This window comes from Flagellimonas pacifica (assembly GCF_900215465.1).
Taxonomy (GTDB): Bacteria; Bacteroidota; Bacteroidia; order Flavobacteriales; family Flavobacteriaceae; genus Flagellimonas; species Flagellimonas pacifica.
This window is the reverse complement of sequence record NZ_OBEH01000002.1, coordinates 520,291-545,570: the sequence shown is the minus strand read 5'-3', so window position 1 is coordinate 545,570 and position 25,280 is coordinate 520,291. Positions and strand designations below refer to the sequence as shown.

At 38.5% G+C, this 25,280-nt stretch carries 25 protein-coding genes; 21 read left to right on the top strand and 4 right to left on the bottom strand.

The genetic code is table 11. From position 1 onward, the window contains the following. Positions 1-14: 14 nt before the first annotated feature. The 10 genes from serC to CRO15_RS08020 all read left to right on the top strand — a co-directional run bounded on the left by serC (position 15) and on the right by CRO15_RS08020 (position 10,160). Positions 15-1,079 (top strand): 3-phosphoserine/phosphohydroxythreonine transaminase, encoded by a 1,065-nt coding sequence (gene serC, locus CRO15_RS08065; protein ID WP_097045293.1) that lies wholly within the window; start codon positions 15-17, stop codon positions 1,077-1,079. 3 nt (positions 1,080-1,082) lie between these two features. Further along, positions 1,083-2,036: a D-2-hydroxyacid dehydrogenase gene (locus CRO15_RS08060; RefSeq protein WP_097045292.1), complete on the top strand. Its 954-nt coding sequence runs from the start codon at positions 1,083-1,085 to the stop codon at positions 2,034-2,036. A gap of 72 nt (positions 2,037-2,108) precedes the next feature. Further along, on the top strand, positions 2,109-2,750 hold the full coding sequence (locus tag CRO15_RS08055) for a DUF937 domain-containing protein (protein WP_097045291.1): 642 nt from the start codon (positions 2,109-2,111) through the stop codon (positions 2,748-2,750). 69 nt (positions 2,751-2,819) lie between these two features. Next, complete coding sequence (locus tag CRO15_RS08050; protein WP_097045290.1) at positions 2,820-3,278, top strand: DUF6146 family protein; 459 nt, start codon at positions 2,820-2,822, stop codon at positions 3,276-3,278. Between the two features lie 197 nt (positions 3,279-3,475). Beyond that, complete coding sequence (locus CRO15_RS08045) at positions 3,476-5,656, top strand: BspA family leucine-rich repeat surface protein (protein ID WP_097045289.1); 2,181 nt, start codon at positions 3,476-3,478, stop codon at positions 5,654-5,656. Between the two features lie 187 nt (positions 5,657-5,843). Beyond that, the gene (locus CRO15_RS08040; protein WP_097045288.1) at positions 5,844-6,359 is read left to right on the top strand and encodes a DUF6787 family protein; all 516 of its coding nucleotides are present in this window, start codon (positions 5,844-5,846) and stop codon (positions 6,357-6,359) included. A gap of 55 nt (positions 6,360-6,414) precedes the next feature. After that, entirely contained in the window at positions 6,415-6,717 is a 303-nt protein-coding gene (locus CRO15_RS08035; RefSeq protein WP_097045287.1) for a hypothetical protein, read from the top strand. A 65-nt stretch (positions 6,718-6,782) separates the two neighbouring features. Then, positions 6,783-9,182 carry a TonB-dependent receptor gene (locus tag CRO15_RS08030; RefSeq protein WP_097045286.1) on the top strand — a complete coding sequence of 800 codons (2,400 nt, stop codon included), beginning with the start codon at positions 6,783-6,785 and terminating at the stop codon, positions 9,180-9,182. 12 nt (positions 9,183-9,194) lie between these two features. Then, positions 9,195-9,785, top strand: coding sequence for a type 1 periplasmic binding fold superfamily protein (locus CRO15_RS08025; RefSeq protein WP_097045285.1), 591 nt, complete (start codon positions 9,195-9,197; stop codon positions 9,783-9,785). 42 nt (positions 9,786-9,827) lie between these two features. Then, positions 9,828-10,160 carry a hypothetical protein gene (locus CRO15_RS08020; RefSeq protein ID WP_133067233.1) on the top strand — a complete coding sequence of 111 codons (333 nt, stop codon included), beginning with the start codon at positions 9,828-9,830 and terminating at the stop codon, positions 10,158-10,160. A 203-nt stretch (positions 10,161-10,363) separates the two neighbouring features. On the opposite strand, the gene CRO15_RS08015 is transcribed toward CRO15_RS08020, so the two are convergent. The 3 genes from CRO15_RS08015 to msrA are packed head-to-tail and all read right to left on the bottom strand — an operon-like array spanning position 10,364 to position 11,849. Further along, a complete protein-coding gene (locus tag CRO15_RS08015; RefSeq protein WP_097045283.1) occupies positions 10,364-10,645 on the bottom strand; it encodes a hypothetical protein in 282 nt (93 codons plus the stop codon). A gap of 40 nt (positions 10,646-10,685) precedes the next feature. Beyond that, the gene (gene folE / locus CRO15_RS08010) at positions 10,686-11,285 is read right to left on the bottom strand and encodes a GTP cyclohydrolase I FolE (protein ID WP_097045282.1); all 600 of its coding nucleotides are present in this window, start codon (positions 11,283-11,285) and stop codon (positions 10,686-10,688) included. Positions 11,286-11,288: 3 nt separating this feature from the next. Next, a complete protein-coding gene (gene msrA, locus CRO15_RS08005) occupies positions 11,289-11,849 on the bottom strand; it encodes a peptide-methionine (S)-S-oxide reductase MsrA (protein WP_097045281.1) in 561 nt (186 codons plus the stop codon). 157 nt (positions 11,850-12,006) lie between these two features. Here msrA and CRO15_RS08000 point away from each other — a divergent pair, with 157 nt between their 5' ends. Next, positions 12,007-12,669, top strand: coding sequence for an ABC transporter ATP-binding protein (locus tag CRO15_RS08000; RefSeq protein WP_097045280.1), 663 nt, complete (start codon positions 12,007-12,009; stop codon positions 12,667-12,669). A 9-nt stretch (positions 12,670-12,678) separates the two neighbouring features. Continuing rightward, positions 12,679-13,443 (top strand): TIGR02757 family protein, encoded by a 765-nt coding sequence (locus CRO15_RS07995; protein WP_097045279.1) that lies wholly within the window; start codon positions 12,679-12,681, stop codon positions 13,441-13,443. A 35-nt stretch (positions 13,444-13,478) separates the two neighbouring features. Here CRO15_RS07995 and CRO15_RS07990 read toward each other — a convergent pair whose 3' ends face one another. Then, positions 13,479-14,615 (bottom strand): Gfo/Idh/MocA family protein, encoded by a 1,137-nt coding sequence (locus tag CRO15_RS07990; RefSeq protein ID WP_097045278.1) that lies wholly within the window; start codon positions 14,613-14,615, stop codon positions 13,479-13,481. A 177-nt stretch (positions 14,616-14,792) separates the two neighbouring features. Between CRO15_RS07990 and mgrA the strand changes: the two genes are divergently transcribed. The 9 genes from mgrA to CRO15_RS07945 all read left to right on the top strand — a co-directional run bounded on the left by mgrA (position 14,793) and on the right by CRO15_RS07945 (position 25,264). Then, the gene (gene mgrA / locus CRO15_RS07985) at positions 14,793-15,809 is read left to right on the top strand and encodes an L-glyceraldehyde 3-phosphate reductase (protein ID WP_097045277.1); all 1,017 of its coding nucleotides are present in this window, start codon (positions 14,793-14,795) and stop codon (positions 15,807-15,809) included. A 42-nt stretch (positions 15,810-15,851) separates the two neighbouring features. After that, positions 15,852-17,339, top strand: a complete 1,488-nt coding sequence (locus tag CRO15_RS07980; RefSeq protein WP_097045276.1) for a S10 family peptidase — start codon at positions 15,852-15,854, stop codon at positions 17,337-17,339. A gap of 24 nt (positions 17,340-17,363) precedes the next feature. Further along, positions 17,364-17,969 carry a carboxymuconolactone decarboxylase family protein gene (locus CRO15_RS07975; protein WP_097045275.1) on the top strand — a complete coding sequence of 202 codons (606 nt, stop codon included), beginning with the start codon at positions 17,364-17,366 and terminating at the stop codon, positions 17,967-17,969. 5 nt (positions 17,970-17,974) lie between these two features. After that, positions 17,975-19,144, top strand: coding sequence for a heparan-alpha-glucosaminide N-acetyltransferase domain-containing protein (locus CRO15_RS07970; RefSeq protein ID WP_097045274.1), 1,170 nt, complete (start codon positions 17,975-17,977; stop codon positions 19,142-19,144). 186 nt (positions 19,145-19,330) lie between these two features. Then, positions 19,331-22,666: a glycoside hydrolase family 2 TIM barrel-domain containing protein gene (locus CRO15_RS07965; protein WP_097045273.1), complete on the top strand. Its 3,336-nt coding sequence runs from the start codon at positions 19,331-19,333 to the stop codon at positions 22,664-22,666. 28 nt (positions 22,667-22,694) lie between these two features. Continuing rightward, the gene (locus tag CRO15_RS07960; protein ID WP_097045619.1) at positions 22,695-23,273 is read left to right on the top strand and encodes a hypothetical protein; all 579 of its coding nucleotides are present in this window, start codon (positions 22,695-22,697) and stop codon (positions 23,271-23,273) included. A 54-nt stretch (positions 23,274-23,327) separates the two neighbouring features. After that, complete coding sequence (locus tag CRO15_RS07955) at positions 23,328-23,594, top strand: hypothetical protein (RefSeq protein ID WP_097045272.1); 267 nt, start codon at positions 23,328-23,330, stop codon at positions 23,592-23,594. A 45-nt stretch (positions 23,595-23,639) separates the two neighbouring features. After that, positions 23,640-24,329: an SGNH/GDSL hydrolase family protein gene (locus CRO15_RS07950; protein WP_097045271.1), complete on the top strand. Its 690-nt coding sequence runs from the start codon at positions 23,640-23,642 to the stop codon at positions 24,327-24,329. Further along, the gene (locus CRO15_RS07945) at positions 24,326-25,264 is read left to right on the top strand and encodes a Kelch repeat-containing protein (RefSeq protein ID WP_097045270.1); all 939 of its coding nucleotides are present in this window, start codon (positions 24,326-24,328) and stop codon (positions 25,262-25,264) included. Before CRO15_RS07950 ends, CRO15_RS07945 begins: the two co-directional genes overlap by 4 nt. Positions 25,265-25,280 lie beyond the last annotated feature (16 nt).

Below are 25,280 nucleotides of genomic sequence, written 5' to 3'. Positions count from 1 at the left end.
ACATAAACAAGCATATGAAAAAGCACAATTTTAGCGCAGGTCCATGTATCTTACCCCAAGAAGTTATGCTAAAAGCATCCGAAGCCGTAATGGAACTTGATGGTATTGGCCTTTCCCTTATTGAAATATCACATCGTAGTAAGGAATTTGTCGCCATTATGGAAAAGGCCCGCTCTTTGGCTCTAGAACTTTTGGGCTTGGAAGGAAAAGGATATCAAGCACTATTTCTTCAAGGTGGTGCAAGCTCTCAATTTTTGATGGCAGCATATAATCTACTGGAAAAGAAAGCTGGATATGTAAACACTGGAACGTGGAGTCTAAAAGCCATAAAAGAAGCTCGCCTGTTTGGTGATATTGTTGAAGTGGCCTCCTCACAAGATCAAAACTTTAATTATATACCCAAAGGATATAGCATTCCAGAGGATTTAGATTATTTACATCTAACTTCCAACAATACCATTTTTGGAACACAGATAAAGGAGTTTCCAAAAACAAATGTTCCCTTGGTTTGCGATATGAGCTCTGATATTTTTTCCAGACAAATGGATTTTTCCAAGTTTGATTTGATCTATGCCGGAGCACAAAAAAACATGGGGCCAGCCGGAACTACACTAGTAGTGGTAAAAGAAGATATTTTAGGAAAAGTTTCCCGTGAAATTCCATCAATGTTGGACTATGCCGTACATGTTGGCAAAGATAGTATGTTCAACACTCCTCCCGTATTTGCCATTTATGTTTCCATGTTGACCATGCAATGGCTAAAAGACCTTGGGGGAATTGAAGCTATTGAAGAAATAAATGAACGAAAAGCAAACCTTATCTATTCAGAAATAGAATTGAATCCTGTTTTCTCTGGATTTGCTGCCAAGGAAGATCGTTCCATAATGAATGCTACTTTCAATATTACTGATGACACCCTTAAGGAAATATTTGATGAAAAATGCAAAGAAGCTGGAATAAATGGAATAAATGGTCATAGATCTGTAGGAGGATATCGTGCCTCCATGTACAATGCCCTTTCTTTAGAAAGCGTGGGCGTTTTGGTAGATATTATGAGTGAAATGGAAAAAAAGGGGTGATAAATGACAAAAATTTTAGCAAATGATGGTATAGCCCAATCGGGGATAGATTTACTTGAATCTCAAGGATTTGAAGTTGTTACCACCAAAGTAGCTCAAGAACAATTGGTTAACTTCATTAACAAAAATAATATCAGGGCCCTATTGGTTAGAAGTGCAACTGAAGCTCGGAAATCATTGATTGATGCCTGTCCTGATTTAGAACTTATAGGTCGCGGAGGTGTTGGAATGGACAACATAGACGTTGACTATGCCAAATCAAAAGGAGTTCATATCATAAATACCCCTGCAGCGTCTTCAGAATCTGTTGCCGAATTGGTTTTTGCGCATTTATTTGGTGGGGTTCGTTTCTTGTACGATTCAAATCGGAATATGCCCTTAGATGGCGATAGCAAGTTCAAACAGCTAAAAAAGAGCTATGCGGGCGGCACGGAATTACGCGGAAAAACTTTGGGCCTGATAGGATTTGGACGAATTGGTCAGGCAACGGCCAAAATGGCTCTTGGGTTGGGAATGAAGGTTGTATTTAACGATCCACTGATTACCGAGTCTTCATTGGAAGTACCTTTTTTTGACGGCCAATCGGTAACATTCGACTTAAAGAACAGTCAGTTTGAAGAAGTGTTAACAACTTCTGATTTTATTAGTGTTCATGTTCCTGCCCAGAAAAACTATGTTTTAGGTAAAAAAGAATTTGACGTAATGAAGCCCGGGACTGCAGTGATCAATGCATCACGTGGAGGTGTTTTGGATGAAGTTGCTTTGGTTGATGCTTTAGAGAGTGAGAAAATTGCCTTTGCGGGATTGGATGTTTTTGAATCTGAACCCAGTCCTGAAATAAAAATACTGATGCATCCAAAAATTTCTTTGACACCACATATAGGAGCAGCAACAAAAGAAGCTCAGGATAGAATTGGTATAGAGTTGGCCACACAGATTATTGCTTTGTTGAAATAATTTCGTTTCTCGAGCTTTCGTTTTTTAAACATAGTTTTTTGTACATTGTCAATCTAAACTAAACACTATAAAATGTCAGGATTATTAGATTTATTGAATAGCCCAATGGGCAAGCAATTGATTAGCGGGGTTGCTGGTCAAACGGGTCAGCCAGAAAACAAAACAGCAGATGTATTGAGTATGGCCATGCCACTTTTAATGGGGGCCATGAAAAAAAATGCTTCAAGCTCCACCGGAGCAGAGGGGTTGATGAATGCGCTGTCTTCAAAGCACGACGGAAGTATTTTGGATGATTTAGGTGGTCTTTTTGGAGGTGGTGTGGACCAAGGCGTTATGGATGACGGTGCTGGTATTCTTGGCCATGTTTTTGGCTCCAAACAACCTCAAGTAGAAAATGCCCTAAGCAGTAAATCAGGAATTGATGCTGGTGCAATTTCACAAATATTAAAAATTGCTGCTCCAATTTTGTTGGGTTACTTGGGCAAACAAACAAGACAACAAAAAGTAAGTAGTCCAGATGCATTGACCGGATTGTTAGGTGGACTCATGGGAGGTGGCAATACGGCAAATAAACAACAATCTTTGATTGAGACATTTTTGGATTCCGATGGAGATGGCAGTGTCATAGATGATCTAGCTGGAATGGTATTAAACAGTGGGGGACAAAAAAAGAGTGGCCTTGGAGGGCTTCTAGGAGGTCTTTTTGGAAAATAGAATTACATCTTAACTTTATTTAACAATGCCATTTGAGAATTCAAATGGCATTTTTTGTACTTTAAGGTTATGAAAAAGAGAGTTTTACAAAGTTTTATTGCCTTAACCCTTATTTTAGGGTTGTTTGCGTCATGTACTGCGCAAAAAGAGGCCATTTCCGTCACTGACGAAGAAAAAGAGGTGTTCAATTCCAATGGCGAGGAAGAAGTCCAAATCAAGGATGAGGAGTCCGAGTACGAAATCATCATTATTGAACCAGGATTTTATTTTTGGTTACAGAGTATTGCCAGACCAGAAGGCTATTATTCTCAAAGTTTTTTAGAGAATAGAAACCACATAATGGTCATTAACTGGAACCAAAGGGTATTGCAGCCAAATAGGTACAATCCCAATTTATATGAACTTCAGATAGACTATGATCCTACTGTGGATTATGGATATGAAGTGAACTATAAGCTCTATAATTACTTTATCTATTTTCAACGAAAATACAACCAACGCCTAGGTCCTTTCATCCCAAGGATTTGATTGAAAAAATGCAACTAACCCCTAGGTTTTCTAAAGAAGTTTAACCATCTTTTTTTTGGAAGGGCTTCGCTCTCCTTTCACCTTCCCCCAAACCCAAACCCAGTGTCCATCAATCCAAAACGGGCATCCATAGATCAGTATGGGCAACAAGAGGCAATAATCCCCAATTTGCAAGCTTAACCGCAAAATTTTGATCTATGAAAACAACCAAATTATTATTGATGATGGTAGTTCTGTTCGTTGTGGCACTGTCCTGTGGCAAGGACGATGGACCCGAGAACAACGCACCTGCCATAAAGGCACAGACCTTCCCTGCAAAGGAGGATATTGCCAGTGGCACTGTAATAGGTACGGTAAAGGCTTCTGATGAAGATGGCGATGCCCTTACCTATAGCATTACAAAGAACGATGCAGATCTTTTTGCCATTGACAAAGACGGGAAACTAAGCCTGGCCACAGCTAAGAACCTTGACTTTGAGACCAAGACAACACATGCCATTACCGTAGCGGTAAGCGATGGCGATGCCAATGCCTCTGCCACCATTACCATAAACGTTACCGATGTTGATGATGATCCAGAAGAAGGGAACAATGCCCCCACAATAGAGCCACAGAGCTTTAGTGTTGAGGAGAACATTGCCCACACCGATTCCTTTGCAACGGTAAGCGCGGAGGATGCCGATGCAGATGATACCCTTACCTTTAGCATAACGGATGAATCCGGGCTTTTTGTGATCACCGGATCCGGGGAGATTAGCCTAAATGAAGAAAATGAACTTGATTTTGAGGCCTTGGAAGACCCTGCCATTAAAATAACCGTTAAGGTTACCGATGGAAAGGATGAGACACAGGCAGAGGTTACCATAAACGTGACCAATGTGAACGAAAGACCGGTGGTTGACCAAGAGAGCTATGAATTTGAAGCTAAGGAGGACATTGATGCAGACAATGTTATAGGAGAAATAACCGTAACAGACCCAGATGCAGGTGACACCCTTACCTTTAGCATAGCCGATGGAGATGAGAATAACCTGTTCGAGATTAATACAGACGGTGAACTTAGTCTTGCAGACGGAAAGAACCTGGATTTTGAGAATGCCACAAGCCATACTTTGACCGTTAGTGTTTCCGATGCCGCAGAACTCCAAGCGGACAAAAACATTACCATTACCATAAACGTGACCAACGTTATTGAAACATTGTTGGAAGACCCAACTTCCTTTATCACCACATGGAAGAGCGACAACCCTGGTGAAAGCACCGATACACAGATTACCATCCCCACAACCGGTGGCGGTTACAATTATACCGTTTATTGGGAAGAAGTGGGCAACCCTGGCCACAATGGCACAGAAAATAATGTGGATGGTAATATTACAATTGAGTTTGGCACTGCCGGTACATACCAAGTAGCAATTTCAGGTGCTTTTCCTCGTATTTATTTTGAAGGCAACGATGAGGCCAACAACAATAAAATCCTTACCGTAGATCGATGGGGTTCCAACCAATGGTCTTCAATGAATAGAGCGTTTAGTGGATGTTCAAACCTGACCGTTCCGGCAATGGATGTCCCAGATTTGAGCAATGTAACCGAGATGCATCGAATGTTCCAAAGTGCTACCAGTTTTAATAAGGATATCAGCGGTTGGGATGTATCCAACGTAATTTTTATGACAGGCATGTTCGATGAAGCAAAATCTTTTAATCAAAATATAAGCAATTGGGATGTATCCAATGTGGAAGATATGTCCAATATGTTTCATGGAGCAATATCCTTTAATCAACCTTTAAGTTGGGGTAATAAAACAAGCAATGTCACTAATATGCTAGGCATGTTTGAAGGTGCAACAGCATTTGACCAGGACATTGATGATTGGGATGTAAAAAATGTTACGACCATGTTAAGGATGTTCTATGGAGCTACATCTTTCAATAAGTATATTGGTTCTTGGAATGTGTTAGGGGTAGAAAATATGCATTGGATGTTCAGAAATGCTACTAGTTTTAATAAAGATATCAGTAGTTGGGATGTGTCTAGCGTAGAAACAATGCAGGGTATGTTTCAAGATGCAACAGCCTTTGATCAAGACCTTGGAGATTGGAATGTATCCAGTGTGGGCAGCATGATCAATATGCTTTCCAACTCCGGGCTTTCTCCAGAAAATTATGGTGCCACCCTAGTGGGTTGGGCATCTTTAGGTGAAGATGAAAATCCACTAACAAATGTTCCTCAAGATATTACTTTGGGTGCAAATGGATTAGAATATTGTGTACCAGAAGGAGAAGGGGATAACAATGAGGTTTATTTGGCTAGAGCGATTTTATCAGATGAAGGCTGGAATATTCAAGGTGACATCAATATTTGTGGAGAAGATTAGAAATACTTAAGTTATAATTATTGTTTTTTTGAGGGGAGGGAATTTAGCTCTCCCCTTTGTTTTTTTGAGCAAAACGAAAAATCTTTACGCTAATGTCTAAATACTATACTTATCATCCTGAACTTATCTCCTCTCAATTCCAAAAGCTATTATAATATGCTATTTTTGCCATCTTAATTTAATTTAGATGGCAAAATTGAAAACTCGCTGGGACATAACCAAGAATTGGCAATTCTTCTTTCCAATTTTTGGTTCCATTCTTGTAGCTTTAACTGCATACGCTATTGCAAGACGCCTTTTGCACCTTTTCAATCTCAACAACACCGTTTTAGAATGGATTTTTACTTTGGTAATTGGCCTGGGTATGTATTTTCTCATGATTCATTTTTTTCTGTGGTGCTTTAAAAAACTGGCCAATAAATGGCCCGTGGCCCAAAGATGGGAAATGATTGCAATTTTTATTGTGTTTGCCATTACGGGAAGTATCTCTGGAAAACTTGCAGGACCAGTAACCGAATGGTTGGGCATTCAACAAGAAATGGTAAGTGGTTGGATCTACTGGCCAGTTAGAATATTACTGATTTTCCCACTATATCAAGTGTTGTTAGTGCTATTTGGATGGCTATTTGGACAGTTCCGTTTCTTTTGGAGTTTTGAGAAGAAAATGCTGAAACGGATGGGATTAGGTTTTCTAATACCATAAATTATGTTTTTGTTAACGTATTTCTTTATTTCAAAAAATATACCTTTGCTGAAATATGCCCGAGTTTAAGAAGTTTTTTGGGTTTTTCTTGTTTGCCGCCTTGATGCTTGTCAAGATATCGGCACTTCATGTATATACACATGACGACACAGACGTCGATGCAGTCGAGAACTGTACTATTTGTGATATTGCCCTTGAAAATCAAAACTCGGATTTTCAATTAGATAATGATACATTAAAAATTTCTGCTCAAGAGATAAGCCAAGAAGCAATAGGAATTAGTGCAGATCAACAACTAAAACCTATACGTTTTAACTTCCTTCTCTTTTCTAGGCCTCCTCCTTTTTCTGTGTCTTAGATATTCCCAATTCTCACGTTTCATTAAGGAAACATACCTATCACTATTAATTTATTGTACTAAGAATGAAAGCACTGCTTTTAGGCTTTCTTTTGATTATAATCCCATTACAAGGTAAATCACAAGAATGCAAAGATATCCTGACAGGGCAAGTCACTGATTATCACAGCAAAATTCCCTTGGAAAATGCTAGCATACTGATAATTGGCGACTTTCCAGAAGTCAAAACCAATAAAGAAGGAAGGTTTAGAATTCCAAATTTATGCCATGGAACATATCAACTTGAGATTTCCCATCCAGAATGTACAACCATATTGGTTGAAGTTACGGTTGAAGGAAATACCAAGTTTGATATTAAACTGGAACATCATTTGGAAGAACTGGATGAAGTCAATGTTGTTGGAGACGCCATAAAGGATAAAACCAATTCTGCCCAAGAAGAAAAATTGAGGCTTAAAACATTAGAGCTATACAGTTCAGGTAACTTGGGAGACGCTTTAAAAGAATTAGGCGGAGTTTCATCTCTTAATACCGGGGCCAATATTGTAAAACCCACAATTCATGGATTAAACGGAAGTCGAGTACTGATCTTGAATGATGGAGTACGTATGCAGGACATGGAATGGGGTGATGAACATGCCCCAAACGTTGATATCAACGCTTCTGGTTCTGTTTCCGTGATAAAAGGAGCATCAGCTTTACAGTTTGGAGGTGATGCCATAGGCGGCGTAATTGTTATGGAGCAGGCAAAAATCCCGGTTAAGGATACATTGTACGGCAAAACACTAATAAATGGTGTTTCTAATGGTAGAGGAGGAAATATTACCTCAGAACTTGGCAGAACTTTTCAAAATGGATGGTTCGTTAAAGGTCAAGGGTCATTCAAACGCTTGGGGGATCACGAAGCTCCAGATTACATCCTATCCAATACGGGCATACAAGAAATTGGAGCTTCACTCCAATTTGGAAAACGGCAGTTTACATGGGGCTGGGATGCCAGATACTCCTATTTCAACTCAGAAATAGCTGTTTTAAGAGCTTCCCATATTGGTAACGTAGATGATTTGATTCGAAGTATCAATAGTGGACAACCTGAAATTATTAGGTCGTTCACTCGTGACCTTCAAAACCCAAGGCAAGAAGTTACCCATCATCTTGGGAAGGTTAATTTTTATAAACGATTTGAAGGTTTGGGAAAATGGAGCCTGCAATATGATTTTCAAAAGAATCGTCGATTTGAGTTCGATGTCCGTAGAGGAGAAAGGGACAATACCGCTTCAATAGACCTTGAACTCACAACCCATACCCTATCTACAGATTTTAAATGGGATGCTAAAGAAAAATATCAAGTACATGCAGGGCTGCTAGGCAGATATCAAGAGAATTTTGCCAACCCTGATACAGGGGTAAGACGTTTGATACCTGATTATGAAAAGTTCGACTTTGGAGGTTTTGTAATAGGTGAATATCAAGTGAATGATCAATTATTATTAGAAAGTGGCCTTCGATATGATTTTAATCGTGTAGACGCTAAAAAATTCTATCAAACCTCACGCTGGGAAGAACGAGGGTATGATACAGAATTCCAAAATTTAATTATAGACGATCGTGGCACACAATTACTGGTCAATCCAGTTTTTGACTACCATAATATATCGGCTACGTTTGGAAGTAGATTGGAGTTTAACAATAATTCAAACCTAAAACTGAATTACTCACTTTCCCAACGAGCACCCAATCCTTCAGAATTGTTCAGTGATGGCCTACATCACTCTGCTGCGCGAATTGAGTTGGGAGATTTACGAATGGATAGTGAAACTTCACACAAAATAACTGCTTCATTTCAACAGGATTTTGACCATTGGGGAATTGTTTTGGAACCGTATACAAACTGGGTTCATAATTTCATGTTGTTAGAGCCTTCGGGTGTGGAATTTACTATTCGAGGAGCTTTCCCCGTTTGGGAGTACCGCCAAACAAATGCAAGATTAATGGGATTGGATGCTTCCGCTTACGTTGACTGGAAAAAACAACTTAGAACAGAGCACAGATTCTCTGTGGTAAAAGGAAGGGATGTGAAAAATGATTCCCCGCTAATAAATATTCCTTCGGCCAATTTCAGAAACAAAATAACCTTTACCAAACCCGAATGGAAGAGTTTTGAGCTTTCATTAGAAAGTCAATATGTTTTGCAGCAAAATGAGGTTCCAGAAAATATTATGGTCTTTTCACCAGAACAGCAACAAGATGTATTATTGGAAATCAATACAGCTCCAGAAGCTTATCACCTATTAGGTTTGACTTCAAAAATGGAGTTTCCATTTGGTAATGGAACAAGGTTAACCACTTCCTTAGTGGTCAATAACCTTTTAGATACAAATTACAGGGAGTACCTGAACCGTCAACGATTTTTTGCTGACGATTTGGGCAGAAACTTTATTCTACAATTAAAATTTAACTATTAAACTTTATTAAAAATGAAAACAATCAAATTCTTATCATTAGCACTAATTACTGGGCAACTTTTTATCTCATGCTCAAACGATGACGACACTCCGGAAGAAGTAAACGAAGAGGAAACCATTACCACTATGACAGTTACGCTAGTTCCTACAAGTGGCACAACCGTAACCCTATCTTCTAAAGACTTGGATGGAGATGGACCAAATGCCCCAGTAATTAATGTCTCAGGTAGTCTTGCTGAAAATACTACATATTCAGGAACAGTTGTTCTATTGAATGAAACCGAAACACCTGCTGAGAATGTAAATGAGGAAATTGAAGGGGAAGCAGCTGAACATCAATTCTTTTTTGCCTTAGGTGCCAGTCTCAATGCCTCTGCTACATATGATGATAAAGAGTCGGACTATGTATCTGATGAAACAGGTGAGAAATTTACGACCAACAATCCCGTCGGAATAAAATTTACCTTAACCACCACAGATGCCAGTACTGGAACTTTGGCCGTTACTTTACGTCATGAGCCTAAAAAACCTAATGATGGTACACTTGCAGATGCTGGTGGAGAAACTGATATTACCCAGACTTTTAACTTGACCATTGAATAAGCTTAATTAAAAAATAAAATTGTCATTGTACAATTTAAAAATGTGAAAACACGCAACAAACATATTTGGTTGAGTTCTCTGCTAACAGCAATGTTGCTGTTTCAATGGGGATTTACTGTTTTTCATGTTTTCACGTCGCATACGGAATTTCATTCCCAAAATAAAGTTGATAATAGTAATGAAGTGGTTTACGGTGCAGATTATGACTGTGACCTTTGTACTAAGTTAAATACAAAGCCCACCGCACTCATTTTTGCACCGAAAATCGCATTTATCGTCATTACAAATTATGTGACAACAACTTGGAATGATTCTTTAATTTCCACGCTGCCACTTGGCCTTAATCTCCAAAGAGGCCCTCCTTACATCCTTTAAAATTTCTTACTTCTGTTCTTGACATTCACTATGTTGATTTTTAGCATTTTGTGCTTCAAAATCAATATTGATTATTGAATAAAAAGTACATTATTCAAAATACATTCAATCAATAAAAAATACTGTCAAGTTCGTCAGTATGATTATGCTTTTACAGCAATTTTAGATTTTAGTTAGTAAGAACGCCGCAGTAGCGGCGTTCTTTATTTTTTATTTTTTGGAAGCAAATAAGTATAAATCCACATCAAGGTAAAAGAAGGTATAAAATCCAACCCCGGAACAAGCTCTTCAACAAAAGTCACAACTCCAGCTATTTGCCCTATTTTCCCCTTGTACATTCTAGTCATTAGCCATCCGGCCATAGGGGCCCAGATAACATCGGAGAACTCACCTATTCCTGGAATGGCAAAGGATAACATTCCCACGCCATCAAAAAGGAGGCCTAAAAGGAGATACTTGTACTTTGGGTCTTTTTCTTTTGTCATTGAGGAAAAATAGGAAATACGAACGAGACGAAAAAATTGCCTACGACAAATCGGAACTGATCAGTTTCAAAAATTCGTTGCGGGTTTCAATTTTTTCAAATTGACCCCTGAATCCCGAAGTTGTGGTCACCGAATTTTGTTTTTGCACCCCGCGCATCATCATACACATATGCGAAGCTTCAATAACAACAGCTACGCCTTGAGGTTTCAAAGTGTCATTGATACATTCCAGAATATCATGCGTTAAACGTTCCTGCACTTGCAACCTCCGTGCAAAAACATCCACAATACGCGGTATTTTGCTCAATCCCACAATATGTCCGTTAGGAATATAAGCAATATGGGCCTTGCCAAAAAAAGGAAGCATATGGTGTTCACAAAGTGAATACACTTCAATATCCTTGATAATCACCATATCGTCATAATCTTCTTTGAACATTGCGCTTTTTAGAATTTCTTCAGCATCTTGACGATATCCTTGTGTAAGGAACAACATGGCCTTGGCCGCGCGTTCTGGGGTCTTTTGCAATCCTTCGCGATTAACGTCCTCCCCTATTTCATCGATAATCTTAGAAAAACGGTCCTTTACCTCATTGGTGACATTGATATTGTACTCTTCTAAGTTTTGATATGGTGCCATGGGCTATTTTATAGTGTTTAGCTTATTTGAAAAATGCTTGTTCAGCTTTTTAATCTTTGGGTCAATAATAACTTGACAATATGGTTGTGACTGATGATCATTGTAATAATTATGATGCTCTTCCTCCGCCACATAAAAAAGTTGCGCTTCAGAAACAGCGGTAACAATAGGAGACAGAAAGATTTTTTCTTTTTCCAACAATGTAATAAACTGTTCTGCCTGTTCTTTTTGTACCGGATTGGTGTAGAAAATTTCGCTCCTGTACTGTGTGCCTACATCATTACCTTGTCGATTTAGTGTTGTAGGATCATGGGTAGCAAAAAATACTTCGAGCAACTCGTTAAATGAGATTTTTTTGGAATCAAATATAATTTGAATGGCCTCGGCATGTCCTGTACGCCCTGTACATATCTCACGATAGGCCGGATTTTTGATGGTTCCACCGGTATATCCAGATTTTACCTCAATAACACCGTTAAGTCGTTGAAAAACAGCCTCAGTACACCAAAAGCATCCACCTGCAAAAATAGCAGTTTCCAAATTCGAATTGTTTTGATTATCCATTTGTAAATGTAAAGTAAACCAAAGATGTTGATTCTACAACCATGGTTTTGATTAAATGCAATTAAAAGTCGGGATATTGACCGAAACCTTTATTTAAAATGTTGATTTTTGTCTGCTCAATAGATATGATTACTTTCACCCCGTAAAGCATTTTTTAATGATCAAAGCTTTAAACATTCAGAAAAAATACGGAAAACTCCAGGTATTAAAAGGAGTGGATCTAGAAATACAAAAGAAAGAAGTAGTCTCCATTGTTGGTGCGTCGGGAGCTGGAAAAACCACCTTATTACAGATTTTGGGCACTTTGGATTCACCTACAAACTCCAATGATTGCTCTTTATTGGTTAACGATATTGACGTAATGCAGCTAAAGGAAAAAGCTTTGGCCCAATTCAGAAATCAACATATTGGATTTATTTTTCAGTTTCATCAGCTATTACCAGAATTCACAGCTCTTGAAAATGTTTGTATTCCTGCTTTTATAAAAAAAACACCCAAAGGAGAAACTGAGAAACGAGCTAAAGAACTTTTGGATTTTTTGGGACTCAAAGATCGTTGTGATCATAAGCCCAATGCACTATCTGGTGGAGAGCAGCAACGAGTTGCAGTGGCCCGTTCCCTTATTAACAACCCCTCCGTAATTTTGGCGGATGAGCCCAGTGGCAATTTAGATTCTGAAAGCGCGGATAACCTCCATAAACTTTTCTTTCAGCTACGTGATGAGTTTGGACAAACCTTTGTTTTGGTCACTCACAACATGGAATTGGCCAATATGGCCGATCGTAAATTGACCATGGTAGATGGATTGATCGTTTCTTGAAATTGAACCATGACCAAGGCAGAACTAAAGGTTTTTCTAGATGAAAAAGTTGTTCAGTACAATCATCCCAAGTTTTTGGAAGATGATCCTATTCAAGTCCCACATCAATTTTCCAAAAAAGAAGATATAGAAATCAGTGGTTTTTTAACTGCCACTATAGCTTGGGGCAACAGAAAGAGTATTATAAATAATGCTATACGCCTAATGGAACTGCTGGACAATGCTCCACATGACTTTATTGCTAACCATTCAGAAACGGATTTGGAGAAATTGCTCCCTTTTGTACACAGGACCTTTAATGGAATGGATCTTCAATATTTTGTGCAAAGCTTAAAGAACATCTATCATAATCATGGAGGATTGGAGTCTATCTTCGCCAAATACCAAGGCGAAGATTCACTACAACCAGCAATTACCGAATTAAAGAAGGTCTTTTTTGAACTGCCCCATTTACAAAGAACCCAAAAACATGTCTCTGACCCTATAAAAGGTTCTGCCGCCAAACGTATTAATATGTTTTTGAGGTGGATGGTAAGGGACAACAGCACAGGAGTGGATTTTGGCCTATGGAAAAGTTTAAACCCAAGTCAACTTTCCTGTCCTTTGGATGTGCATTCTGGAAATGTGGCCAGAAAACTCAAATTGCTGCAACGAAAACAGAATGATGCCAAGGCACTGGCTGAGCTAGACAAAAATCTAAGAAAGTTGGATTCATTAGATCCCGTTAAATACGATTTTGCTTTGTTTGGATTGGGTGTTTTTGAGAAATTCTAAGTTTTAAGGCTTTTCCTTCTTCTTAAAAAAGCCTACTAACCTCCAAAACCATAGTTTTCAGGAAAATCCAACGGTATTTTCTTTCCTCCTTGTGCAATGGATTCATATATGGCCTCAACAATAATCATGTCCCGTTTGCCCATTTCCCCTGGAGCCTTGTTGGGTTGATTGAATAAAATATGTTTGGCAAAATCATCCACCTGCAATTTTTGTTGACTCTCCTGCGGGAAGTCCAACTTACCGTTCGAAGTTCTCCCGGCCAATGGAATATAGGTGCTTGCCGGGTCCAACTCAAACCAACCGCGCTCACATGAAGCAAAAAGCCGATTGCCACTTACATTGTGCGAAGTCATAATACTCCCCACTACTCCACTTTCAAATTCAAATTGTGCAGTAATGGTTTCATCCGTTTCTTTAAAATAGTCTGGACGGGTACTATATTCTTGTGCGGATACCGAAGTAGGGTTCTCCCCGGTTCCATAAATAACACTTTGAATGGCATAAACTCCCATATTCATCAAAGCGCCTCCTCCGGACAACTTCTTGTCCAATCTCCATTGCTCCGGGTTGGACATAGATCGATAGCCTGCATCCGCGGAAATATAATTGATGCTTCCAAATGTTTTCTCCCTTACAAAACGCTTTACCTCTTGCGTGTACGGTTCAGAATGTAATCGGTAGCCAATACCCAGTTTTACGCCATTGTCCTTACATGCCTTAATTATCGCATCACACTCTTTTACATTCATCGCCATTGGTTTTTCACAAATAACATGTTTTCCTGCATTGGCGGCGCGTATAGAAAAATCGGCATGCATGCTATTGGGCAAAACCACATATACAATATCTATAGATACATTGTTAGTGATATTATCAAAATTCTGGTAATTGTAAATATTCTCCTTGGGAATATCATATTTATTGGCCCAAATCTGCTCTTTGGCCGGAGTTCCTGTAACAATCCCTGCCAAATAACAATATTCAGTTTCCAAAAGTGCCGGCGCTAATTGATAGGTACTATAACTTCCGAGGCCTACAAGTGCAATTCCCAACTTCTTTTTCTTCTTATTGGTTCCCATGGCACATACTAACGGAGATATCGACATTAAGGCAGCAGCCCCGGTTCCCTTTGCAAGAGTGGCATTAAAATTCCGTCTAGAAAACTTACCCATGTTTAAAGTTTTAGGCTTCACTTAAATTTGAAACTTGATCTGCTAGAGAGTACCATTGAAGATACATTTTCATGACCTGGAATTATCAAAAATTTAAGTTAAAATCCTCAAAACCTGAATATCTATATTGAAATGTGATAAATTTAGTTCTCTGAAAAAACAATACTTAGATTTATTATGGCTTTAAATGATTCCTTTGGGATAGAAAATTACCGTCCCAACGAAGCTAGGTATGATAAAATGCAATATCGTCGATGTGGCAACTCTGGGCTTCTACTCCCCCTTATATCACTTGGCTTGTGGCATAATTTTGGTCATACAAACGATTTTCAAAATGCCCGTCAAATTTTGAGGACAGCTTTTGACCATGGGATTACCCATTTTGATTTGGCAAATAATTATGGCCCTCCTTATGGAGCTGCTGAAGATAACTTTGGACGACTCTTCAATAAGGATTTCAAAAATTATAGAGATGAATTAATTGTTTCCACAAAGGCTGGATGGGATATGTGGCCCGGTCCTTATGGTAATTTTGGCTCCAGAAAGTACTTAATTGCTAGTCTTGACCAAAGTCTTACTAGGATGGGCATAGATTATGTTGATATATTTTATCATCATAGGCCTGATCCAGATACTCCATTGGAAGAAACCATGGGAGCCCTGCACCATATCGTTCAACAAGGGAAAGCCTTATATGTGGGAATATCGCAGTACAATGCAGAAGATACTTCTAAAGCCTATGAGATTCTAAAAAACCTTGGCACTCCCCTTCTCATCCACCAACCAAGATATAACATGATGGACAGATGGATAGAAAATGGCCTTCTTGATGTCTTAGGTGAAAAAGGCATTGGTTCCATCCCGTTTTCGCCCTTGGAACAGGGAATACTGACCAATAAATACTTAAAAGGAATTCCAAAAAATTCTAGAGCGGCGAAAGATGCCCGTTATCTAAAATCTGACCATATTACCCCTGAGCTTTTGCAAAAGGTCGAAAAATTGGATGCCATTGCCAACTCAAGAAACCAGAGTTTGGCTCAAATGGCATTAGCTTGGGTTCTAAAAGACGAGCGTATCACCACTGTTTTGATAGGTGCGAGCAGAACGGAACAGCTATTGGACAACATAAAAACTTTAGACAACCTTGCTTTTACCAAGGAGGAACTAGCCAAAATAGAATCTATTCTAAAATAGACAACAATCAAAATAATACGAATCTGACTAATTCAATATAAAATGAAAAAAATCCAATTTATGCTCTGCATGATTATGTGCAGTTCTATTACCCTAGCACAAAATAGAAAATTACCAATTGATACTACAATCACTACTCAACATAGTGTTACCATTAATGGTGCAAATATTGCTTATACCGCAAAAACAGGAACTCAACCTGTATGGGATGAAATGGGAGAACCAATTGCCTCTCTACATTACACCTATTACACCAGAAATAATGTAAAAAACAGAGCAGAGCGTCCTTTGTTGATCTCCTTTAACGGAGGTCCAGGTTCCGGTTCTGTTTGGATGCACCTTGCCTACACAGGTCCACGAATTCTAAAGATTGATGACGAGGGTTATCCCGTACAACCATATGGGGTAAAACACAACCCCTATTCCGTGTTGGATGTTACTGACATTGTTTATGTAAATCCGGCCAACACCGGATATTCACGAACCATTCCTGAGACAGGTGACAAAGTGGACCGCAATAAATTCTTTGGAATCAATGCTGATGTGAAATATTTGGCAGAATGGCTGAATACTTTTATGACCAGAAACAACCGCTGGCGTTCTCCCAAATATATTATTGGGGAAAGTTATGGTGGTACCAGAGTTATGGGACTTTCTTTAGCATTGCAGAACCAACAATGGATGTATTTAAATGGTGTAATTATGGTATCTCCAGCAGATTACAAAGTAATTCGTGTTGGTGGACCCGTTTCAAGTGCTTTGAACCTACCCTATTATACTGCCGCCGCATGGCATCACAAAGCATTACCTTCGGAATTGCAAAACAAGGATCTTTTGGATGTTTTACCAGAATCTGAAGCATATACAATCAACACACTGGTTCCTGCAATTGCAAAAGGTGGTTTTATTTCTGACGCAGAACGCCAAAGCGTAGCCAAAAAAATGGCCTATTACTCTGGGTTGAAAGAAAAAGATATCCTAGACCATAATTTGGACGTACCTACACAATTCTTTTGGAAAAATTTGTTGAAGAATAACGGTGGTTACAACGTGGGAAGGTTGGATAGCCGCTATTTGGGAATCGACAGACAGCTTTTTGGAGAAGGCCCCGATTATTCCGCCGAACTCACCTCTTGGTTACATAGCTTTACTCCTGCCATTAACTATTATCTGCAGGAAGAATTAAAGTTCAAAACGGATATCAAATACAACATGTTCGGCCCAGTACATCCCTGGAACAATGAAGATGATAATACAAGGGATAACTTGAGGCAGGCAATGGCACAAAATCCCTATTTGAATGTTTTGGTGCAATCTGGCTACTATGATGGTGCCACAACCTATTTCAACGCCAAATACACCATGTGGCAAGTGGACCCAAGTGGACGAATGAAAGACCGATTTGATTTTAAAGGGTATAGAAGTGGACATATGATGTATTTGCGAAGAGAAGATTTAAAAAAGGCCAATGACGACTTAAGGGCCTTCATTCTTAGGACAAAGACCAACGGAAAGAGTGCTAAGTATTAATCTATCTCTACATAAAATTTTATTATGGGTTGGATAAAAGTAGTGGAGTATGAAAATGCCGATTCTCGACTTAAAAAAATCTATGATAGGGTTAAAGGCCCAAACAACAACATCGATAATGTGCTTTCCATTCATAGTTTAAGACCACATTCCCTTATTGGACATATGGCTTTGTACAAAAATGTATTGCACAATTCCAACAATGAACTTCCAAAGTGGTATTTGGAGGCAATTGGAGTATATGTAAGTTACCTGAACCTTTGTGATTACTGTGTACAACATCATTTTGAAGGTCTCAAAAGGTTGTTGAATGATAATGAAAAAGCAGCAAGCTTCATGGAAGTCATCAAAAATGATACTTTGGACACTTTTTTTGATGAAAAGTATTTAGCAGGAATGAGTTATTCAAAAAAACTTACTTTGGAACATCATACTATTACCAAAGAAGATATTGAGCATCTTACTTCCAAAGGCTTTAACGATGGACAAATCTTGGAGATAAATCAAGTGGCCAGTTATTTTAACTATGTTAACCGTACTGTTGTTGGTCTTGGTGTAAATACTAAAGGTGATGTTTTAGGACTTTCCCCAAATGATAGTGACGACCCTAACAATTGGAGCCATAATTAACAGATATGAGAATTGCCTCTATTGATATTTTAAGGGCTCTAACCATGGTTTTGATGATTTGGGTAAACGATTTTTGGACTTTGACCAATGTGCCAAAATGGCTGCAGCATGCTTCCGCAACAGAAGATTACCTTGGCTTTTCCGATGTAATTTTCCCATTGTTCCTTTTCATAGTTGGGCTCAGCATTCCATATGCCATTCAACATCGACTTAGCAAAAATGAAGGAACAGCTTCCATTGGAAAACACATCCTCATTAGGTCATTCTCCTTATTACTTATAGGCTTTTTTATGGTTAACTATGAGACGCATAGTGAAACTTTGGGCTTGGGAAAATATTTGTGGTGCCTTTTAATGGCTCTTGCAGTGGTTTTGGTATGGATGAATTGGAATAAAAGTCCGGTTCCTAAAACATGGCATGTTGTCTTTCAACTTGCTGGACTACTCATTTTTGTCTACCTCGCCATTGCTTACAAAGGAGGAGATTCAGGTGAAATACGCATGAAACCTCAATGGTGGGGTATACTAGGTCTCATTGGCTGGGCCTATTTTGCCAATGCATTGGTGTATTTGTTTGCCAAAGGTAATTTTTACGCCATGTTATTTTTATGGTTGTTGTTCAATGTATTGTCGGTTTTGTCCACATCCACTAATTTATTACAGTTTCAAGGAGTTTTGAGTCATATTTCACCTTTGTATTCCGGGACCATTCCTGCATTTACATCGGCTGGAGTGGTGGCAACCCTACTATTCAAAAGACTGAGCAATGGCGATTTTAAGTGGTCTTACATCATTCTCATTACTTTAGGTGTGCTTTGCCTATCATATGGATTCTTCACAAGACCAATCTGGGGCATTTCAAAAATCCAAGGAACTCCATCGTGGTTGGCCATATGTACTGGTGTAGGCTTTTTATCCTTTGTGTTGTTACATTATGTGGCCGATGTTTTAAAAGTGACTCGTTGGGCCGTACCCATTGCACCTGCCGGTACAGCAACACTTACCTGCTATATGATTCCCTATTTTGTTTATCCGCTCCTAAACATCACGGATTTTAGATTACCACAGCTGTTAAATTCAGGTAGTTTGGGATTAATCACGTCTTTTTCCTTCGCACTCTTGGTGGTTTTCTTTGTTGGATGGATAGAGCGCAAAGGATTTAAACTAAAGCTGTAAAAAGGAATCCCATATTAATGTTGGGAAATGTTGGTTCAGTTGGTTTTGTATTTTCCTTCACCTCTTACCCCTATATTAGATTTTGTAAGCTCCAGCTTCTTAATAAATGTAAAAAGTACACTTGTGTGTTGTATATTAGTGCCGACTATTTAATTCGCACTTAAGTATTTATTCAATCAAATTTTTATGAAACTCATTACCACCTTCTTACTTACCGTTTTTATAATTAAATCCCTTCCTGCTCAAAAACTCTCCAAAAACATTTATCATTATATAGAAAATCCACAGGTGATTTCTGAAAACAAAGAAGAAGCCCACGCAGGATTCTACTCTTATAGTACAGAGAAATTAGCATTGGAAAACAATATTGAAGCTTCCAAAAACTACCTTTCACTGAATGGGCAATGGAAGTTCAAATGGGTACGAAAACCAGAAGATAGGCCCTTGGATTTTTTCAAGCCAGAAATTGATGTAAACAATTGGGACAATATCAAAGTGCCCGCCAACTGGGAAATTGAGGGATATGGAATTCCCATTTATGTGAACCATCAGTATGAATTTGCGGATTACAAAGCTCCTGTTTCCCCTGAAATGGAATTTGTGGATAGAATCTATCCTAAAAATCCGGGAAAAGTCCCCCATGATTACAACCCTGTAGGTTCGTATCGAAAAGAATTTACCATTGAGAATTCATGGACGGAAAAGGAAGTGTTTTTGCATATTGGAGCCATGAAATCTGGTGGATTTGTTTGGGTCAACGGAAAATATGTAGGATATTCCCAAGGAAGTAAGCTTCCTGCCGAGTTTAATATCTCTGAATATCTTAAACCAGGGAAGAATACCATAGCATTTCAAATTTTTAGATGGACCGATGGTTCCTATTTGGAATGTCAGGATTTCTGGAGAATCAGCGGAATAGAACGAAGTGTTTTCCTGTATGCCCAACCCAAAGTTCGCATCAAAGACTTTGAAGTTGTAAGCCTTTTGGATGAATCCTACAAAAATGGAAATCTTGAGGTTTCCATGCAACTTCAAAACCATACCAACAAAAAGAAAAAAACTAAGATTTCCTTCCGCTTACTCGATTCCAAGGGCAATGAAATTGTACAAAAAGAAAAAGAAATCACTCAAACTGATTTGGTATCAAAAAGTACGTTTTCAATTCAAGTTCCAAATGTTTTACCCTGGTCCGCAGAACATCCCAACCTCTACACCCTAACAATCACTTCCAAAGATCATAAAGGAAATACGTTGGAATCCGTATCCCAAAAAATCGGTTTTAGAACCGTAGAGATAAAAAATGGCCTGTTATTGGTCAATGGTCAACGAATCACCCTTAAGGGTGTAAACACCCAAGAAGCAGACCCAGAAACTGGTCATGTTATGAGTGAGGAGCTCATGCTCAAAGACGTCCAACTTTGGAAAGAAAATAACATCAATGCTGTTCGATTAAGCCATTATCCACGTATAGATCGCTTTTATGAATTATGCGATGAATATGGAATCTATGTAGTTGATGAAGCCAATATAGAATCGCACGGAATGTACTATGGCAAGTATTCCTTAGCTAAAAAGCCAGAATGGGAAAAGGCCCATTTGGCTCGTATGACCGCAATGGTTAATCGGCATAAAAACTATCCTTCTGTAATTATTTGGTCCATGGGAAATGAAGCCGGCAGCGGAGTTAATTTTTATGCAGGTTACCAAGCAATAAAGGCACTGGACAGCTCTAAAAGACCAGTTCAATATGAGCGTAGCTACAAAGAAAATGATGGAAATCTTTTCGATATGGATACAAACACTGATATCATTGTTCCACAATATCCGTCTCCCGCCACTTTTGAATTGATTGGATCAAATAAGACGGATAGACCTTTCATTCCAAGTGAATATGCCCATGCTATGGGAAATAGTACGGGGAATTTTCAGGACTATTGGGATATTATAGAAAAATATGACAATCTACAGGGAGGCTTTATTTGGGATTGGGTAGATCAATCTGTATGGAAAACCAGTAAAGATGGTGAGCGGTTTTATGCCTATGGTGGAGATTATGGTGAAAATATGCCTACGGACAATACTTTCCTTAACAACGGAATCGTTTTTCCGGATAGATCACCTCAACCTGGGCTATACGAAGTAAAGAAAGCCCATGAGTTTATCAACTTTAAGCCCAAAGGTGTTAATAGAGCCAATGAATTAAGGGTTTTAGTGGAAAACCTTTATGATTTCACCAATCTTGACCGTTTTGTAATAACCTCAAGTATTAAAGCCGATGGAAATCTAATCCAAAAAATGGATTTCGAGGGAATTAGCGTGGAACCCCATATTGGAAAATTGATTAGAATTCCTTTAGATAAAATCACCATTGCTCCAAATACCGAATATTTTGTAGAGTTATCAGCCACTTTAAAAGAGGATTGGGGCATGCTTAAAAAAGGTTTTGAAGTGGCCCATGAGCAAATAAAACTCGGAAACGACGAATGGAAACCAATCTCAATACGAAACGAGGGGCGTTTAAATATGAAGGAAACAAAGGAAACTGTGACTTTTTCCAATGAAAATGTAGCCTTGAAGTTGAATAAAGAAAAAGGTCAGATAACTTCATACATCTTCGGAGGAAATGAGCTCATAAAAGATGGAAATGGCCCAAAACCCAATTTTTGGAGATCACCAACCGATAATGACTTCGGGAACAAAATGACGCAAAAGAATGTTGAATGGAAAAAAGCCTCTCTTTTTGCTAAGGTCAAATCGTTCCAGACTAATAAATTAAAAGATGGCACCATACAAGTTAGTATTGAATATGAATTACCTGGTGTGGAAACCCAATACACCTCGATTTATACCATTCTGAATTCAGGGGCCATACGTATTGAAAACACCTTAGGAAAAACAAGTTATAAGGCAGATATTCCCAGAATTGGAATGCGTATGCAGTTGCTTAAAAAGTATGGTAATATGACCTATTATGGAAGGGGGCCATGGGAAAATTATCAAGATAGAAAAGCTTCAGCTTTTGTGGATTTATATGAAAGTATAGTAAAAGCACAATATGTACCATACATCCGTCCGCAGGAAAACGGGTATAAAACTGATATCCGCTGGGCGGCATTTTCAGATAACAATTCCAATGGCCTTTTAGTAGTTTCATCTTTGAGGAATGAGAAAAATCTTGGTATAGGTGCACTCCATATGCCCAACGAAGATTTTGACGCCACCGCAGGTTTATCGTATGGAGCCACTCAAGACACAAATGATGAGTATAAAATTGACGGCATCCCTGAAATAAATATAAGTAAGCACACAACGGACATCAAAGAACAAGATTTGGTACAACTGAACATAGATTTGACCCAACGGGGCGTTGGTGGGGACGACAGTTGGTATGCCAAACCCCAGGAAAAATATATGTTAAAAGGCGACAAGGAACATAAATATACTTTTTGGCTAATACCTTTTAACAATGGAAACAAAGAGTTTTTCCTTGAAAAGAGTAAATTGTACTACCCTCTTGATTAGAAAGAGGAATAAACAAATATTCAAAATCATGAAAAAATTAATCGCTTTTAGCATTACATGTATCTTGAGCTTTCAGTTTGTGCTATCACAAGAGATACCCTCAAAAGACTGGCAGATAAAAACAGCTTTAATGGCAGTTCCGCAAGATTACAAAGATGGTGCAAAAGTATATGGTTATAATTCTGCAGGGGAATTTACAACGCTTAAAGAAGGCAATAATGACTATATAGCTTTGGCTTCTGATCCCAAAAGAGACAGGTTTTCAACAGCTGCATACCATAAAGAGCTGGAGTCTTTTATGGCTAGAGGGAGAGAATTACGAAAGCAGGGGAAAGATGGTAAAGAAATATTCGATATCCGCGAGGAAGAAGTAAAATCAGGAAAGTTGAAGATGCCAGACAAGGCCACTTTATGCGTATTCACGGGTACCGTAAACGAAGAGACCAAAGAAATTGAAAATCCGTACGTTCGCTATGTTTTCTATATTCCTTTTGCCACAGGGGAATCTACAGGGCTGCCAACAACCCCTACTCCTCCGGGTCACGCCTGGTTGATGAATCCTGGAACTCACAGAGCACATATTATGATCACGCCACCCAAAGACTAGCAATTCTTGTAACAATTATCCCAAAGAATACACCAATAATATAAATAGATTATTATGGGAGGCGCCGGGCATATGTTACATACTATTAAATCTCTTAAGGCTAATCGTGATTTACTGAAAAAACGAAAGCGCAAATCTAAAGAGGACGTCTATGGTGTGGAGACAAGGACAGAGTTAAACTTAAAAAAATCCACTCTTAAGGATATTATGAATATCCGGCGGGAAATTGCGGAGCAAAAGCGAAAAAACAAAGTAGCCGGATTATTGGCCATTTTAATTATGGCCATGTTAGCCGTTATTGGGTATTGGCTTTTTCAATAATTCGAGTACGGGTTTTTATTTCTTATTTTTAGAAAAATCATTCCAATGCTAAAAATTAAGATAAAAGTTCTGATTGTGCTCACATTTTTAGGTCTCTCAAAAACATCTCAGTCCCAAGACTGGCCAAATCTCCAGAAATACCAAGAAGCAAATGCAACTATAGGTGCTCCTAAAGATGGTGAAAATCGGGTAGTGTTTATGGGCAACTCAATTACCGAGGGTTGGTCCGTAGCAAATCCACAATTTTTTGAAGGCAAATCATACATAAACAGAGGGATTAGTGGGCAGACCACACCTCAAATGGTTTTACGGTTTAGGCAAGATGTCATTGATCTACAACCAAAGGTTGTTCTAATTCTAGCTGGCACCAACGACATAGCAGGAAATACCGGACCAATGACGTTGCAACAAATTCATGATAACATTTTATCCATGATAGAACTTGCAGAAGTCAATGGTATTTGTCCTATAGTATGTTCCATTGTCCCTGCCTTTGATTACCCTTGGAAACCAGGTTTGGAACCTAACTTAAAGATTCCAAAATTGAACACTATGTTACAACAAACAACCAATAAAAAAGGAGTTGTCTATTTAGATTATTTTTCCGCCATGGCTGACAAACGAAATGGACTCCCTAAAGAGTTGGCTGAAGATGGAGTGCATCCTACCAAAAAAGGATATGAAATTATGGAAACATTGGCTGAAAAAGCTATCCAAAAAGCTTTAAATAAATGATTAATGGTAGAATTATCGCCTTCTTTTTCTTTTCAATATGGGTTAATGCCCAAGAAGAAATATCTGTCTCTCCAGCGATGGAGGTTTTGAAGGACTTTGATAAAATAAGGGACTTTACCCTATCTGAATCAGGTGATGAAGCCTATTTTACCATTCAATCCCAAACAGAGGAAATTTCCGTTATAGCCCAATCTAGAAAAGGTAAAAATGGTTGGGAAGCACCAACTTTAGCTCCATTTTCTGGCACATACAAGGATTTAGAGCCTTTTCTGGCACCAAACGGCTTAAGGTTGTACTATGTTTCAAATAGACCCATGAACGAGACAAAAATGGAAACAAAGGATTTCGATATATGGTATGTAGAAAGAAATGATAGAACCTCAGATTGGTCACAACCAATCAATTTGGGAGCACCTGTCAATTCCGAAAACAATGAGTTTTATCCTGCTCTTGCCGAAAATGGAAACCTCTATTTTACTTGTGATTGTCCTACCGCTATTGGAAGAGATGATATTTTCTTTTCCAAATTTGAAAATGGAAAGTACTCCGAACCAATTCCTCTAAGTTCAAATGTTAACTCTGAAGGATTTGAATATAATGCATACATCTCAAAAGATGAGTCTTACCTCTTATTTGGTGGCTATAACCGTGAAGATGGTCATGGGAGTGGAGATATCTATATCAGTTATAAAAATTCCAGTGGTGAATGGTCCAAGGCACAACCCTTACCATTGAATATAAATTCAAAATATATGGATTACTGTCCATTTGTGGATGAAACCAATAACATCATATATTTTACAAGTCGCAGAAGTACAAATCCCAATGTTCCTATTGAATCCATAGAATCTCTTTCCAAGTTTCTAGACATCTATGAAAATGGAAATAGTAGGTTGTACAAAGCAGAAATAAACATCAAAATGTTTATAGAATAATTTAACTGATCTATTT